The organism is Afipia sp. MLSD5-FHT05B12 (assembly GCF_058793355.1).
Map to the genome: position 1 here is coordinate 1 of NZ_JBXAFS010000014.1, position 15,850 is coordinate 15,850.

The window sequence follows — 15,850 nt, forward strand, 5'->3', positions numbered from 1 at the left end:
CTTACGCATCGTCCGTCTCCTCGATTGGAGAACAGAACCCTAACTTATAATCGGGGGCGATTCAGGGGAGCAGGTCAAAGGCCATTTAATTTTGGCCAAGTTCTTCGCTCGTGTGCCTCAATTGCATCGCGGGGATCGATCGTTGGCTCCAAAGGAATTTTTGTGCTGCGATTGATCAACAATTCGATCTGATTGTCTTGGATTTCGTAAGGCCGCTCCACAAACTGGCCTTTGGCTGTCTCTCGTCTTACAAGAAATCCCCGCGCCATTAAGACCTGCCAAAATAATGAGACAATATTCGTTACTCGGCCGCCTCGCCAGTATCGCGAATTTTTCCGGCGCGGCCCTTCTTGAGAACAGGCGCCAAAAACTTTCCGGTGTAACTGCGCGGTGCCTTGACGATATCTTCCGGCGGGCCCCATGCGACGATTTCTCCGCCGCCGTCGCCGCCTTCCGGGCCGAGATCGATCACCCAGTCCGCGGTCTTGATAACCTCGAGATTATGTTCGATGACGACCACCGTATTGCCCTGCGCCACCAGCTCATGCAGCACTTCCAGCAGTTTCGCGACGTCATGGAAGTGTAGACCCGTGGTCGGCTCATCGAGAATGTAGAGTGTCCGGCCAGTCGCGCGCTTGCTGAGTTCCTTGGCGAGCTTGACGCGTTGCGCTTCGCCGCCGGAGAGCGTGGTCGCCTGCTGGCCGACATGGATGTAGTCGAGCCCAACGCGATGGAGCGTCTTGAAGGTCTCGCGCACTCGCGGCACGGCCTTGAAGAACTCTGCGGCTTCTTCCACCGTCATATCCAGGACGTCGGCAATCGACTTGCCTTTGAACAACACCTCAAGGGTTTCGCGGTTGTAGCGCTTGCCCTTGCAGGTGTCGCAGGTGACGTAGACATCGGGCAGGAAGTGCATCTCGATCTTGATGACGCCGTCACCCTGACAGGCCTCGCAGCGGCCACCTTTCACATTGAACGAGAAACGGCCGGGCTCATAACCGCGCGCCTTGGACTCCGGCAGACCGGCGAACCATTCGCGGATCGGCGTGAAGGCGCCGGTGTAGGTCGCGGGATTTGAGCGCGGCGTCCGGCCGATCGGCGACTGGTCGATGTCGATGATCTTGTCGATGTGCTCAAGTCCCTCGATCCGATCGTGCGGAGCAGGGCCTTCCGAGGCATTGTTGAGCTTGCGTGCAATGGATTTGTACAGTGTATCGATCAGCAGCGTGGATTTGCCGCCGCCCGAGACACCCGTGACGCAGGTGAACAGTCCGAGCGGGATTTCCGCCGACACGTTCTTGAGATTGTTGCCGCGCGCGTTGACGACCTTGATGGTGCGGCGGTGATTAGGTGGACGTCGTTCGGGAATCGGCACGTACATTTCGCCGGTCAGATACTTACCCGTCATCGAGTTCGGATTGTTCATCACTTGTTGCGGGGTGCCTTGGGCGACGATGTTGCCGCCATGCATGCCGGCACCGGGGCCAACATCCACCACATAATCCGCTGTTTCGATGGCGTCCTCGTCGTGCTCAACGACAATCACTGTGTTGCCGAGATCGCGCAGCCGCCGCAGCGTGTCGAGCAGCCGCGCATTATCGCGCTGGTGCAGGCCGATTGATGGCTCGTCGAGTACGTAGAGCACCCCGGTCAGGCCCGAACCGATCTGCGAGGCGAGGCGGATGCGTTGGCTCTCACCGCCAGACAGGGTCCCGGACGATCGCGATAGCGTGAGGTAGTTCAGGCCGACATCGAGCAGGAACGACAGCCGCTCGCGGATCTCCTTCAACACCCGCGCCGCGATTTCGTTTTGCTGCTTGTTCAACTGCTTGGGAACGGTCTCGAACCATTCCCCGGCGCGCAGAACCGAAAGCTCCGCGATTTCGCCGATATGCTTGCCGCCGATTTTAACGCAAAGAGCTTCGGGCTTCAGGCGATGACCGTGGCACGCTTCGCAAGGAACGTCGCTGAAGTATTTCCCGAGTTCCTCACGCGCCCATTCACTTTCGGTCTCGCGGAAGCGGCGCTCGATATTGGTGACCACGCCCTCGAACGGCTTTTTGGTGTCGTAGGAGCGAACGCCGTCTTCGTAGGAAAATTTGATTTCGTCGTCGCCAGACCCGAACAGGATCGCGTCCTTCGTCTTCTTCGGCAGATCCTTCCATTTGGTGTCGAGCGTGAACTTGTAGAACTTGCCCAGCGCTTGCAGTGTCTGGACGTAGTAAGGCGATGACGATTTTGCCCATGGCGCGATCGCGCCCTTGCGCAGCGTCAGTTCCTTATCCGGGATTACCAGCTCGGAGTCGATGTGCTGCTCGACGCCGAGGCCGCCGCATTTCGGGCAGGCGCCGTAAGGGTTGTTGAATGAGAACAGGCGCGGCTCGATTTCCGGAATCGTGAATCCGGAGACGGGACAGGCGAACTTTTCCGAGAACAGAATCCGCTCCGGTCCGCTCTTGTCGTGGATCTTTGCGGTCTTCTTTTCTGCCTTCTTCTCCGAAGCGCCTTCGTTTGCAGGCGCATCGGCGAACTCGACGACGGCCAGGCCTTCGGCGAGTTTCAACGCGGTCTCGAACGATTCGGCGAGCCGCTGCGCCATATCGGGACGCACGACGATGCGATCAACCACAACGTCGATGTCGTGGGGGAATTTCTTGTCCAGTGTCGGCGCGTCCGCCAGTTCGTAGAACTTGCCGTCGACCTTGATCCGCTGGAATCCCTTCTTGAGATATTCGGCAAATTCCTTGCGGTACTCGCCCTTGCGGCCCTGAACGACCGGTGCCAGCAGATAGAGCCGGGTGCCTTCCGGCAGCGCGAGCACACGATCCACCATCTGCGAAACGGTCTGGCTCTCGATCGGGAGTCCCGTCGCCGGCGAATAGGGAATGCCGACGCGTGCCCACAACAGCCGCATGTAGTCATAGATCTCGGTGACGGTTCCGACCGTCGATCGCGGATTCTTGGACGTCGTTTTCTGTTCGATAGAGATGGCTGGCGACAGGCCGTCGATCTGATCGACGTCCGGCTTCTGCATCATTTCCAGAAATTGACGGGCGTATGCCGACAGCGATTCGACGTAGCGGCGCTGCCCCTCCGCATAGATGGTGTCGAAGGCGAGGGAGGATTTCCCGGAGCCTGACAGGCCCGTGAAGACGACCAGTTTGTCGCGCGGAATCGCCAGGTCGATATTCTTGAGATTGTGCTCGCGCGCGCCGCGAATCGTAATGGCCCGCGAGCTCGATCCGGCTGTCGATTTGCGGCTTGCCTTAATGACTTCATCCATAAGGGAAATTCCGGTGGCGCGTGGTGCGCAGCAAGAGCGCTCTCTCCGGAAAACGCGATGACGGTTCGCCGGTTTCTCATTGTAGGTTAGATTTCAGTCCCGTGAACATAGTAAGAACGCGAGTGGATTTCCAGTCCTGTTCGCAAGCCATCAACGGTTTGCTGAATCTGGAATGTTCAGCCGGCCCAAAGGACAATCGGCAAGCAAAAAGGCCGGCTCAAGAGCCGGCCTTTCCGTATGCCCGAGAAGCTCAGGCAAAGTTAGTCAGGTCTTCGAAGCTCAGTACTTCGCGACAACCGGGCCACCCCAGTTGAAGTGATAGTTGACGCCAACCTTCACAGTGTGGAGGTCGTCCTTGTAGGAAAGCGCGCCGAGGCCAGCGTTGGTCGACACGTTGGTGGTGTCGAAGTTGTAGTACTGGTACTCAACCTTCGCCGACCAGGCCGGAGCGAACATGTATTCCAGACCGCCGCCGACGGTGTAGCCGGTCGAGTTGCGATCGGTCACAGCCGGCTGGAAGCCAGCGGTTGCCGCAAGGCCGCTGTCGTCACGGAACGCGACACCGCCCTTGGCGTAGATCAGGCCCGGACCCCAGGTGTAGCCGAGGCGACCGGTGACCGAAGCGAGCCAGTCGGAACGGTCACGGATCGAGTCAGCGCCGTTGGTGAAGGTGCGGTCGCTGTTCGAGAGGCCGGAGATCTGGCCTTCGATACCCACCAGCCAGTTCGGAGCGAACTGGTAGTCGGCGCCGATCTGACCACCGCCGAGGAACGCGGCGTCGCGGCTCGAACCGGTCAGGCCGACGATGTTGGTTGCGAACCCGTCGTCACCACCGAAAGCGGCGCCGATGTGCGCACCGACGTAGATGCCGGTCCAGTTGTAGATCGGCGCGGCATAAACCGGTGCCTTGGTGTAGGTGCGGGCCGGCAGGTCAGCGGCAACCGCCGAAGCAGTACCGAGGGCAACGAGTGCCACGGTGCCGAGCAAAAACTTCTTCATCTCATCTTCTCCAGTTTTAAATCCACCTCGATTTTTCGAGGCAGTTTTCCAAGGCGCGAACGCAATGGGATTTCGATTTCGTGGGCGGAATATACCGGCTTCTGCCGAAAAAGCCGTCTCCGAAATGCAACAGTCGAAAGGGAAGTGAAGTCTCCTAACGTAAGGAATTATTTGAGGTATTTAGCCTTTTCATTCCACGATTTGATCACGTTTTCGTCACATTTGGCGGGGCCAGGTCCATAATGTTTTGTCTTGTAAGGAGTTCCTCTTTGAGCTTCGCTTGCGTAAGAACAAAGACAGTACGTACTATGTCTGACGGGTGACCTTGGTTGCGTGTGGATAACCGCTGCGGCGGCCTCATCGCGGGGGCGGGAGAGTATAGGGTCATTTGCAGAGCGGGCGTCTCCCGGGTGGGGATTGTCGTCCTGCGTACATAAATCCTGACAGATTCGGCGCGCCGTATCGGTGCGCTAAAGTGGAGAACGGTAATGGCGGGAAGCGTCAATAAAGTCATTCTGGTTGGAAATCTCGGCGCCGACCCTGAAATCAAGCGCACGCAGGACGGTCGTCCCATCGCAAACCTCAGTGTCGCGACATCGGATACCTGGCGTGACAAGAACACCGGCGAGCGGAAAGAAAAGACGGAGTGGCATCGCGTCGTGATCTTCAGCGAGGGTCTCTGCAAGATTGCCGAGCAGTATCTGAAGAAAGGCTCCAAGGTTTATATCGAGGGCCAGCTCCAGACCCGAAAATGGCAGGACAAGGACGGCAAGGATCGCTATTCGACCGAGGTCGTTCTTCAGAACTTCAATTCGACCCTGACGATGCTCGACGGCAAGAGCAGTGGTGGCTCGTTTGGAGCGGACGAGGGCGGCGGCGATTTCGGGTCGTCGGGACCTTCGCGCTCTGCTCCTCCGCGCCGGGTGGCTGCCGGTGGTGGCCGCAACGACGACATGAACGACGATATCCCTTTCTAAGCCGGAATACTGTCAGGTTAGCGAGCGGTGTTGAATTCACCGTCTCTGCTATTGCCGGGCTCTGGCTTGGATCTCGGACGAACGCGCGGGATCGCGGCTGCGTCATCAAGCAATTGACATGAGAGCAAGCAGTACGCGCTTTTCTTGTGCGCATGACTGCGCACGACATTGCTTCGGTCGAATGTTACTCATATTCGGCCGAATGGTTGCGAAATCCAATTCGATCACCTTTCAAACCCGCGCCGTGGGGACAATCGATGAGCTTCGCGCCGCTGCTCAATGCACCTTCGATCATTCAGCTGCATGCGTTTGCTGCGATGGGGGCGCTCGCACTCGGCCTCGTTCAGTTCTCGCTTCCAAAGGGTACTCTGCCTCACCGCACCTTGGGGTGGATCTGGGTCGCACTGATGGCGACTGTCGCGATCAGTTCGTTCTGGATCCATGGTCGTCAGATCAAGCTGGGCGAGCCGTGGAGCCCGATTCATCTGCTGTCGGTATTCAGCCTGATCATGCTTCCGCTCGGAATCTGGTTCGCTCACGGACACCGCGTGAGAGGTCACCGGATCACGATGATCTCGATTTTCACGGGCGGACTCGTCATCGCGGGGCTGTTCACATTTGTGCCCGGGCGCATCATGCATGCCGTTGCATTCGGTCAATAGCGGCTCTCGAAAGGTGGAATTTCTGACCTGGAGAATCGGGAAGCCACGCAGGTTTTTGCGTCGATTGTAAGGTATTGTAATTCCATCAGTTTTATCGCTGGTTTTGAGGGCGAATGCGGTTGGCGTTGCGGTGCGAATTCGCCTATATAAAGCGAGTATTTCGCACCCAGGATTCGCACGTTGACTGACCCAAAAGATCCGCCGTCCGGCCCTCCCGAGGCGGCTGATATCCGTCCCGTCTCGATTACGGATGAGATGAAGCGCTCCTACCTCGACTACGCGATGAGCGTGATCGTGGCACGAGCGCTACCGGACGCGCGTGACGGACTGAAGCCGGTTCATCGCCGCATTCTCTATGCGATGTATGAAAACGGCTTCGAGTGGAACAAGCCTTATCGCAAGTCGGCACGCACCGTCGGTGACGTGATCGGTAAATATCATCCGCATGGCGACCAGTCGGTCTACGATGCGATGGTGCGCATGGCGCAGGATTTCTCCATGCGCGTGCCGCTGATCGATGGGCAGGGCAACTTCGGCTCGGTCGACGGAGATATGGCGGCCGCGATGCGTTACACCGAGTCGCGCCTCGAGAAGGTCGCGCACTCGCTGCTCGATGACATCGACAAGGATACGGTCGACTACCAGCCGAACTACGACAGTTCGGAGCGAGAGCCAAAGGTTCTGCCCGCGAAGTTTCCGAACCTGCTGGTCAACGGCGCCGGCGGTATCGCGGTCGGCATGGCAACCAACATCCCGCCGCATAACCTCGGCGAGGTGATTGATGCCTGTATCGCGCTGATTAACGACCCGGCGCTTGGCATCGACGATCTCATCAATATTGTTCCCGGGCCGGATTTCCCCACCGGCGGCATTATTCTTGGCCGTCAGGGCATTCGCGCGGCTTATCATCTCGGACGCGGCTCCATCGTGATGCGCGGCAAGGTGTCGATCGAAACAATCCGCAAGGATCGTGAAGCGATTATCGTCTCGGAAATCCCGTATCAGGTGAACAAGGCGGGTATGGTCGAACGCATCGCCGAACTGGTGCGCGAGAAGAAGATCGAAGGCATCGCGGATCTGCGCGACGAATCCGATCGCGACGGTTATCGCGTCGTTGTTGAACTGAAGCGCGACGCGGTGCCGGAGGTAGTGCTGAACCAGCTCTACAAGTTCACGCCATTGCAGACCAATTTCGGGGCCAACATGGTGGCGCTCGATGGCGGCCGCCCGCAGGTGATGAACCTGAAGGATCTGCTGACCGTATTCATCGCATTCCGCGAGAGCGTGGTTTCACGGCGCACCAAATTCCTGCTGAACAAGGCACGAGACCGCGCTCACATCCTGGTTGGTCTTGCCATCGCTGTTGCCAATATCGATGAAGTCATTCGCGTGATCCGGACGTCGCCCGATCCGAACACCGCTCGTGAAACCCTGATGGCGCGCGACTGGCCGGCCAAGGACATGGCGACGATGATCACGCTGATCGACGATCCGCGCCATCGCGTCGCCGAAGACGGCACTGCGCGCCTGTCGCTTGAGCAGGCCAAGGCGATCCTCGATTTGCGCCTGCAGCGTCTGACCGCGCTCGGCCGGGAGGAAATCTCCGAAGAGCTGAACAAGCTTGCCACGGAGATCGCGGACTATCTCGATATTTTACGTTCGCGTGCGCGGGTTCAGTCGATCATCAAGGACGAACTCGGTGCCGTGAAGGATGAGTTCGCGACGCCGCGCCGGACCTTGATCATCGATCAGGAAGGCGAGGTCGAGGATGAGGACCTGATCCAGCGCGAGGACATGGTCGTTACCGTCTCGCACGCCGGCTACGTCAAGCGCGTGCCGCTGTCGACCTATCGCGCGCAGAAGCGCGGCGGCAAGGGCCGCTCCGGAATGCAGACCCGGGACGAGGATTTTGTCAGCCGGCTGTTTGTCGCCTCGACGCATACTCCGGTGTTGTTCTTCTCGTCGCACGGTCAGGTCTACAAGGAGAAGGTCTGGCGCCTGCCGATGGCCGCTCCGAATTCGCGCGGCAAGGCGCTGATCAATATCCTGCCGCTCGAGCAGGGTGAGCGCATCACGACCATCATGCCGTTGCCCGAGGATGAATCGTCGTGGGGTAACCTCGACGTGATGTTCGCCACGACCGGCGGAAACGTCCGGCGCAACAAGCTCTCTGATTTCGTCGACGTGCGCCGTTCCGGCATCATCGCCATGAAACTCGACGAGGGCGAGGCCATCGTCGATGTTCAGATTGCCACTGAAAATGACGACGTTCTGTTGACCGCCGCCGGCGGACAGTGCATCCGCTTTCCGGTGACAGATGTGCGTGTATTCAGCGGCCGCACCTCGATGGGTGTGCGCGGTATTGCGCTTGGCGAGGGCGACAAGCTGATCTCTCTCACGATCCTGCGCCACATGGACGTCAACGCCGACGAACGCGCCGCATATCTGCGCCGCGCCAACGCTGTGCGTCGTGGCGGAGCCGAGGAAGAGGCGGGTACGGATCAGGAAGAGGCCACAGGTGCCATTGAACTTGGTGAGCAGCGCTATGTGGAAATGTCGGCTGCCGAACAATTCGTGCTGACCATCAGCGAAAACGGCTATGGCAAGCGCAGTTCGTCGTTCGAGTATCGGACAACGGGTCGTGGCGGGAAGGGTATCGTTGCGATGTCTGTCAACAACCGCAACGGCAAGCTGGTGGCGTCGTTCCCGGTCGAGGACAGCGACCAGATCATGCTGGTGACCGATGCGGGGCAGCTTATCCGCTGCCCGGTCGAGGACATCCGTATCGCCGGACGTTCGACCCAGGGCGTGATCGTGTTCGATACTGCAGAGGACGAGCATGTGGTGTCAGTTGAGCACATCACCGACGAGACGGAAAACGGCAACGGCGGATAGTCGGGGTTAGCTACGATCCGTCGTGACGATGCGCACCGGCTGGATCGCCGTCTTGGAACTGTTGCTGCGGTGCAGGCAGGACGCGTCCATGGTCGGCCAATGCTGTGCCGAGCAGGGTACGGCTGTTGTCCGGATCGGCAGCCGGTCGGCCTTCGCAAGCGCCTGCGGCACGCTTGCCTCCACGGGAGGCGCAAAGCTGGGCAAGATTGTCATGGCGGCTGCAACGAAAGCCGCGATCGTCACTGCTGAGAGTGCCTTGATCATGGTCCGTCCCCTGTGATGCCGGCCTTGGCGGGCCGTTCGAAGGGATGACGCGTAGCGCCCGGTAAAAGTTCACGAGATCTTAAAATTTTTGCCCCTGAAACTCGCGCCGGCGAATGGAACCGGCTCCTTGCGGCAGTCGCCGGGCCGGGTTAGGAGGGGGCATGTCCCGTATTGCGCTTTACCCCGGGTCGTTCGACCCCGTCACCAATGGTCATTTGGATGTGGTTCGGCAGGCTTGCAGCCTGGTCGACCGGCTGGTCGTGGCGATCGGCATTCATCCCGGCAAGGCTCCCCTGTTTCCGGTCGAGGAACGGCAAGTCATGATCCGCGAGGTGTTCGCTCCGATCGCGGCGAGCGCCAAATGCGAGATCGATTGTGTAACGTTCAACGATTTGACCGTGACCGCTGCCCAGCGGGTGGGCGCGACAATCCTGATCCGAGGCCTGCGTGACGGTACCGATCTCGACTACGAGATGCAGATTGCCGGCATGAATCAGACGCTTATGCCTGAAATTCGCACCGTGTTCCTGCCAGCCTCAGCTACCGTCCGCCCGATCACCGCCACACTGGTGCGTCAGATCGCTGGTATGGGCGGAGATGTCTCTCATTTCGTGCCCAAGGCGGTCGCCGCGCGCCTGAAGACAAAGTTTGCCGGCAAATAACTTCCTATGCTCCGGAGTTCTCATGATCCGCATCATTGCCGTTCTTGCGGCCATCGTTTTTGCAACACCTGCCTTGTCCCAGGCGCTTCCCGCCGGACTGGATAAGGACAACACCATTGTTATCGACACCACGCAGGGCCGGGTCATCGTCAAGCTGCGTACCGATCTGGCGCCCAAGCATGCCGAGCGCATCAAGCAGCTTGCGCGCGATGGATACTACAACAACGTCCCGTTCCACCGCGTGATCGAGGGCTTCATGGCCCAGACCGGAGACGGCCAGCGCTTCAATGGCACCGGCGGCTCGAAGTATCCGAACCTTCCGGCGGAATTCTCCAGTGTGCCGTTCAAGCGCGGCATTGTCGGCATGGCGCGTTCGAGCGAACCGAATTCGGCCAATTCGCAGTTCTTCATCATGTTCGCCGACGGCAGCTTCCTGAACAACAAGTACACCGTTGTCGGTGAGGTGGTGTCGGGCATGAACGTCGTGGACAAGATCAAGCGCGGCGAGCCGGTTCAGGATCCGGACAAGATGGTGAAGGTGCAGGTCGCTTCCGACATCAAGTAACCAACCTCAGGCGACCCGCGGCCTCCGGCCATAGCGGATCTCCCAATCTGCAAAGGAAACATCATGGCAGACACCGAAAACACATTGATCCTGGAAACGACGCAGGGACCAGTCACGATCGAGATGCGGCCCGACCTCGCACCGGGGCACGTCGCCCGCATCAAGGAACTGGTGCGCGAGGGATTCTATGACGGCATCGTCTTCCACCGCGTCATCGAGGGGTTCATGGCGCAGACCGGCTGTCCACAGGGCACCGGGACCGGCGGTTCCGGCAAGAAGCTGAAAGCCGAGTTCAACAAGGAGCCGCACGTGCGCGGCACCGCATCGATGGCGCGCGCTGCCAACCCGGATTCCGGTGACAGCCAGTTCTTCATCTGCTTCGACGACGCAGCCTTCCTCAACGGTCAGTATACCGTGTGGGGCAAGGTGACGTCGGGCATGGAGAACGTCGACAAGATCAAGCGCGGCGAACCCGTGCAGAATCCCGACAAGATCATCAAGGCGCACATGGCGGCTGACGCTGCGTAAGCAGCGCGGTAAGCATTTCGATAGCATTTTAAGAGTTGATGGCCGGGCGTAGCCGTTCGAAGAACGGCGGCGCATCCGTTCGCCTATGCCCGGCCATCGACATTTGAGCATCATGCGTACTGATCTTTTCGATTTTGAACTTCCGGAAGGCAATATCGCGCTACGGCCGGTCAGCCCGCGCGACGCGGCGCGCATGCTCGTGGTGAAGCCGGACCAGCCGCTGACGGATGCCACAATTTCCGATTTGCCGTTGCTCCTTCAGCCCGGCGATCAACTCGTGGTCAACGACACCAAGGTCATCCCGGCGCAATTGACCGGCCGCCGGATCGGCCGCGAGACTGAGCCGAAAATCGAAGCCACCCTCATCAAGCGCCTCGACGGATCGCACTGGCAGGCACTGGTCAAGCCGGCCAGAAAGCTTGCCAACGGCGATGTCGTTCGCTTCGGCAACGAAGGCCGCGTTTGTCTGCTCGGGAATCTGGACGCGGAGGTCGAGAGCAAAGGCGAGAACGGCGAGGTGACGTTGAGATTCTCGTTTCACGGGCCGGTCCTGGATCAGGCCATTGCCGACGTCGGCGCGCCGCCGCTGCCGCCCTATATCGCTTCGCGCCGGACACCGGACGAACGTGATACTGCGGACTATCAGACGATGTTTGCCGTCAGCGAGGGCGCGGTTGCCGCACCCACTGCCGGGCTGCACTTCACATCGGCGCTTGAGACAGCCTTACGGGATCGCGGCATCGGTCTGCACCGCGTGACGCTGCATGTAGGGGCGGGGACATTTTTGCCCGTGAAAGCCGACGACACGGCCGGTCACAAGATGCACGCAGAATGGGGCGCCGTGTCCGGTGAGACCGCTACCGCGCTCAACGAGGCCCGTGCCAGGGGCGGCCGTGTCGTCGCGGTCGGGACGACATCGTTGCGGTTACTGGAAAGCGCCGCGGCGGATGACGGTACAATTCACCCGTTCTCCGATGAGACCGCGATTTTCATTACGCCCGGCTATCGGTTCAAGGCGGTGGACATTCTGGTGACGAATTTCCATTTACCGCGTTCCACATTGTTCATGCTGGTTTCTGCCTTCAGCGGGCTGGAGACCATGCAGAAAGCCTATGCTCATGCCATCGGGGCTGGCTATCGCTTCTATTCATATGGCGATGCATGCCTGTTGTTTCGTCAACCACCGGCAGCGCGCAGAATGGAGCAAACGTCGGATACGGACACCAGATGAGCGTTCCCAACCATTTCAGGCTTCTCGGCCGCGACGGCGAAGCGCGAACCGGTGAACTCACGACCCCGCATGGGGTGGTGCGTACACCTGCGTTCATGCCGGTCGGCACGGCGGGCGCAATGAAGGGAATCCATTGGCGCGATATTCGCGAAGCGGGTGCCGATATCGTCCTTGGCAACACCTATCACCTGATGCTGCGGCCGGGCGCCGAACGCATCGCCGCGCTTGGCGGGTTACAGGCATTCACGACGTGGAACGGCCCTATGCTCACCGACTCCGGCGGCTTTCAGGTCATGTCGCTGGCCAAGATACGCAAGGTCACCGAGCATGCGGTGACATTCAGCTCGCACATCGACGGCACCAAGGTCGAGTTGTCGCCAGAGCGCGCCATCGAAGTTCAGCGGCTGCTGGGCTCCGACATTGCCATGCAACTCGATGAATGCGTCAGGCTTCCGGCGGAACGCGCCGAGATTGAACGCGCGATGCAATTGTCGATCCGCTGGGCAGAGCGCAGCAAGCGCGCGTTCGAAGCCGCGCCTCCCGGCTACATGCTGTTCGGAATTGCGCAGGGCGGAGATATTCCGGAACTGCGACGCGAAAGCACCCGCGCCCTGATCGACATCGGCTTCCACGGCTACGCCATCGGCGGTCTTGCCGTAGGAGAGCCGCAGGAGGTCATGCTGGCGATGATCGAGGAGGTCGCGCCAATCCTGCCGCAGGAGCGTCCGCGCTACCTGATGGGAGTAGGTACACCGGACGATATGCTGGAGGCGGTCGCGCGTGGCATCGACATGTTCGACTGCGTGATGCCGACGCGGAACGGCCGCCACGGCCATGTGTTCACACGGTTCGGCGTTCTCAATCTGCGCAACGCCCGCCATGCCGACGATCCGCGTCCGCTGGACGAGGAAAGCGGCTGGCGTTCGACGGGCGGTTATTCACGGGCGTATTTGCACCACCTTGTGAAGTCCGAGGAGGCGCTGGGCGCGATGCTGCTGTCGGAAATCAACGTCGCGTACTATCAAAGTCTGATGAGCGGCGCCCGCGCCGCAATTGCTGCCGGGACGTTCGATGATTACCGCGCGTCAGTTCATGCAGGATGGGCGCGGGGCGATATCGCGCCGCGCTAGGCCAGACAGGTCTGGCGTTTAGTTGCAGACGATTTTCGTTGACTGCGTTGAGTGCTTCGTAACGAAGCCATAGCCGCAATTGTCGCAAGTCCAGAGATAGCTGATGACATTGTCGGCAAGAAACGCGGACGCTTCTGCGGCGACCATCGAGTCCGCGCAGATCGTGCAAATCGGCCGGTCGGTGATACGGGGCGGCAGGCGTGACGGTTTGGTCGACAGAAGTTCAGCAAGTGCTGGCATCGTGACCTCCCTTCCGGGTTCGGGCTCGCGCGGAATATACTCATGCAAGTTTGAAGTTGTCGCAACACAAATACGTTTCTTTTGCGAAATATCATTTTTGCAACGCAATGCATACCGGAGAACGATTACCCTTGCACGCTTAGGCGTGACCGCCATTATGGTGGAAGCCTTTCGTTTTGCGCAGCTTTCTCCCATGGTGCGCATGGATCGATCAGGAGGACCGGGCATGGATACCAAGTCAAACACAAGTGCTTCACAGACACGTCAGCCCGGGCGCGGACGAGTTTACGACAGCATCGTTGATGCATTCGGTGATACGCCGATCGTCCGGCTTCATCGTCTGACGGAGCAGAATGGAGTAAAGGCGAAAATTCTCGCCAAACTTGAATATTTCAATCCCGCCGCCAGCGTGAAGGATCGCATTGGCGCGGCGATGATCATCGCGATGGAAAAGGCCGGCGTCATTAATCCGGACACCGTTCTGATCGAGCCGACATCCGGCAATACGGGTATTGCGCTGGCATTTGTTGCCGCGTCGCGTGGCTATAGGTTGAAGCTTGTGATGCCGGAATCGATGTCGATCGAACGGCGCAAGATGCTGGCGTTTCTGGGCGCCGAGATTGTCCTGACGCCGGCGGCGCAAGGCATGAAAGGCGCGATTGCAACCGCGGAAGACCTTGTCCGCAACACGCCGAACTCGGTGATGCCGCAGCAATTCAAGAACCTGGCCAATCCGGACGTTCATCGCCGCACCACGGCCGAAGAAATCTGGAACGACACCAACGGAGATATCGACGTGTTCGTGGCCGGGGTCGGCACCGGCGGCACGATCACCGGCGTGGGGCAGGTTCTGAAGCCGCGCAAACCGTCCCTGCGCATCGTTGCCGTCGAGCCGGTGGAAAGCCCTGTACTGTCCGGCGGTCAGCATTCGCCGCACAAGATTCAAGGCATCGGCGCCGGCTTTGTGCCGGATATCCTCGATCGATCTGTGATCGACGAGATCGTCAAGGTGGACAGCGCAACGGCCATTGCGACCTCTCGCGCGCTGGCACGCATGGAAGGCGTTCCGGGCGGTATTTCGTCGGGTGCGGCTATCGCGGCCGCGCTCGAGCTGGGCAAGCGGCCGGAGAATGCGGGCAAGACCATACTGGCAGTCATCCCATCATTCTCGGAGCGCTATTTATCCACGGCGCTGTTTGAGGGAGTTTGACGATGGCTTCTCCTCCACGACGGCCCCGCACGCTCAGCGATGCGAAAACGGAAGCCGAGGCGGCGTTCAAGTCCGTCACCGCCAAGGTGCCGGAAGCGGCTCCAAAGAAGGCGGCTATCCCCGGAGTGAAGGAACTTGTCTCGATCAGGATCGATCAGGATGTCCTTGAACACTTTCAGGAAGGCGGCCCCGGCTGGCAGGATCGCATCAATGCCGCATTGAGGAAGGCGGCGGGGATGTCCGAGTAGTTTACGCGACGCGATTGACGCGCGCGGCTTCTTTTTGTGCGTCGAAATCGCGCCGCCGCCGGGCGAGTTCTTCCGGCGACATGCGCTCGACATTGTTGTAGTCGAGCTTCCAAGAAGCATCTGTGCTCCAGCGCAGCGAAGACTGGACAGTCGTCTGCGGCCCCGGTGCGCTTTCAAGCACCTTCAGCGCCAGTTCCAGCGTGAACGCCTGCGATGACACGTCGTGCGGTTTTCCGGCCGAGTTTCCCAACGGAAAATCGCTGAACAAGAACCGCGGCACGGCTGCGTGCTCGACGATGTCCTTGGCGCATCCCATCACCACGGTTGCAATTCCGTTGGCCTCAAGGTGCCGTGCCACCAGCGCCGTGGTCTGGTGGCACACAGGACAGTTCGGCACCAGAACGACAGCATCGACGTTGTCGGCCTCACATCGCGCCAGAATATCCGGCGCATCGGTCTCGATAGTGACCCGATGACTGCGATTGGTCGGCGCGCCGAAGAAGTACGGCGCGACCGCTCCGATCCGACCTTCGCCAGCAAGACGGTGAAGCTGCGCCAGCGGAAACCACGTGTTCATGTCGGTCGCGGACGTGTGCGCGCGGTCGTAGGCGATGTGAGAGATGCGCAGGTCGTGCTGCTTTGCGCTGTCGCCGTCGTAGACCTGATAGAATTTTGCACCGCCGTTGTAAGCCGCGCCCGGCCCCTGATCGCCCTTTGCAGGGTCGAAGCGGGCAGCCGTGGTGACGATGGCGACCCGCGACTGCGCCAGCGGCTTTGTCAGCGGCTGAAAGGGAGCGGCGACGTTGTGGGCCCATCGGTAAGGCGTGTCGTAGCCGATGGCGAGATAGTAGTCGCGCGTTCGCTGCATGTACGGCACGGGCATGTCGAACTCCTGGACGGTGTTCTCGGGCGGCGCAGGCAAATCCGTCATGGCGCATGTCCTCGAAATCTGGCGA

General features: G+C 59.9%; 15 protein-coding genes. 10 read left to right on the forward strand and 5 right to left on the reverse strand.

Annotation, left to right across the window (positions count from 1 at the left end; translation table 11 throughout):
* Positions 1 to 301 precede the first annotated feature (301 nt).
* Positions 302 to 3,283 (reverse strand): excinuclease ABC subunit UvrA, encoded by a 2,982-nt coding sequence (gene uvrA, locus AC1Q6J_RS16975; RefSeq protein ID WP_492280389.1) that lies wholly within the window; start codon positions 3,281 to 3,283, stop codon positions 302 to 304.
* A gap of 279 nt (positions 3,284 to 3,562) precedes the next feature.
* Positions 3,563 to 4,282, reverse strand: a complete 720-nt coding sequence (locus AC1Q6J_RS16980; protein ID WP_492280390.1) for an outer membrane protein — start codon at positions 4,280 to 4,282, stop codon at positions 3,563 to 3,565.
* Between the two features lie 488 nt (positions 4,283 to 4,770).
* Here AC1Q6J_RS16980 and AC1Q6J_RS16985 point away from each other — a divergent pair, with 488 nt between their 5' ends.
* From AC1Q6J_RS16985 to gyrA, 3 genes are all read left to right on the forward strand, one after another.
* A complete protein-coding gene (locus tag AC1Q6J_RS16985; RefSeq protein WP_492280391.1) occupies positions 4,771 to 5,259 on the forward strand; it encodes a single-stranded DNA-binding protein in 489 nt (162 codons plus the stop codon).
* 257 nt (positions 5,260 to 5,516) lie between these two features.
* Positions 5,517 to 5,921, forward strand: coding sequence for a DUF2306 domain-containing protein (locus AC1Q6J_RS16990; protein ID WP_492280392.1), 405 nt, complete (start codon positions 5,517 to 5,519; stop codon positions 5,919 to 5,921).
* 180 nt (positions 5,922 to 6,101) lie between these two features.
* A complete protein-coding gene (gyrA, locus tag AC1Q6J_RS16995) occupies positions 6,102 to 8,816 on the forward strand; it encodes a DNA gyrase subunit A (RefSeq protein ID WP_492280393.1) in 2,715 nt (904 codons plus the stop codon).
* A 6-nt stretch (positions 8,817 to 8,822) separates the two neighbouring features.
* On the opposite strand, the gene AC1Q6J_RS17000 is transcribed toward gyrA, so the two are convergent.
* Positions 8,823 to 9,080, reverse strand: coding sequence for a hypothetical protein (locus AC1Q6J_RS17000; RefSeq protein ID WP_492280394.1), 258 nt, complete (start codon positions 9,078 to 9,080; stop codon positions 8,823 to 8,825).
* A 161-nt stretch (positions 9,081 to 9,241) separates the two neighbouring features.
* Here AC1Q6J_RS17000 and coaD point away from each other — a divergent pair, with 161 nt between their 5' ends.
* The 5 genes from coaD to tgt all read left to right on the forward strand — a co-directional run bounded on the left by coaD (position 9,242) and on the right by tgt (position 13,196).
* A complete protein-coding gene (gene coaD / locus AC1Q6J_RS17005; RefSeq protein WP_492280395.1) occupies positions 9,242 to 9,742 on the forward strand; it encodes a pantetheine-phosphate adenylyltransferase in 501 nt (166 codons plus the stop codon).
* A 22-nt stretch (positions 9,743 to 9,764) separates the two neighbouring features.
* A complete protein-coding gene (locus AC1Q6J_RS17010) occupies positions 9,765 to 10,307 on the forward strand; it encodes a peptidylprolyl isomerase (RefSeq protein ID WP_492280396.1) in 543 nt (180 codons plus the stop codon).
* A gap of 63 nt (positions 10,308 to 10,370) precedes the next feature.
* Positions 10,371 to 10,835 (forward strand): peptidylprolyl isomerase, encoded by a 465-nt coding sequence (locus tag AC1Q6J_RS17015; protein WP_492280397.1) that lies wholly within the window; start codon positions 10,371 to 10,373, stop codon positions 10,833 to 10,835.
* Positions 10,836 to 10,947: 112 nt separating this feature from the next.
* Positions 10,948 to 12,066: a tRNA preQ1(34) S-adenosylmethionine ribosyltransferase-isomerase QueA gene (gene queA / locus AC1Q6J_RS17020; protein ID WP_492280398.1), complete on the forward strand. Its 1,119-nt coding sequence runs from the start codon at positions 10,948 to 10,950 to the stop codon at positions 12,064 to 12,066.
* Complete coding sequence (gene tgt, locus AC1Q6J_RS17025) at positions 12,063 to 13,196, forward strand: tRNA guanosine(34) transglycosylase Tgt (protein WP_492280399.1); 1,134 nt, start codon at positions 12,063 to 12,065, stop codon at positions 13,194 to 13,196. Before queA ends, tgt begins: the two co-directional genes overlap by 4 nt.
* A gap of 18 nt (positions 13,197 to 13,214) precedes the next feature.
* Here the strand turns inward: tgt and AC1Q6J_RS17030 are convergent, their stop codons facing one another.
* Complete coding sequence (locus AC1Q6J_RS17030) at positions 13,215 to 13,436, reverse strand: hypothetical protein (RefSeq protein ID WP_492280400.1); 222 nt, start codon at positions 13,434 to 13,436, stop codon at positions 13,215 to 13,217.
* Positions 13,437 to 13,662: 226 nt separating this feature from the next.
* Here AC1Q6J_RS17030 and cysK point away from each other — a divergent pair, with 226 nt between their 5' ends.
* Both cysK and AC1Q6J_RS17040 read left to right on the forward strand, forming a co-directional pair.
* Complete coding sequence (gene cysK / locus AC1Q6J_RS17035; protein ID WP_492280401.1) at positions 13,663 to 14,646, forward strand: cysteine synthase A; 984 nt, start codon at positions 13,663 to 13,665, stop codon at positions 14,644 to 14,646.
* Between the two features lie 2 nt (positions 14,647 to 14,648).
* The gene (locus AC1Q6J_RS17040) at positions 14,649 to 14,894 is read left to right on the forward strand and encodes a BrnA antitoxin family protein (RefSeq protein ID WP_492280402.1); all 246 of its coding nucleotides are present in this window, start codon (positions 14,649 to 14,651) and stop codon (positions 14,892 to 14,894) included.
* Position 14,895: 1 nt separating this feature from the next.
* On the opposite strand, the gene AC1Q6J_RS17045 is transcribed toward AC1Q6J_RS17040, so the two are convergent.
* Positions 14,896 to 15,825 carry a glycine/sarcosine/betaine reductase selenoprotein B family protein gene (locus AC1Q6J_RS17045; RefSeq protein WP_492280403.1) on the reverse strand — a complete coding sequence of 310 codons (930 nt, stop codon included), beginning with the start codon at positions 15,823 to 15,825 and terminating at the stop codon, positions 14,896 to 14,898.
* Positions 15,826 to 15,850: the final 25 nt, after the last annotated feature.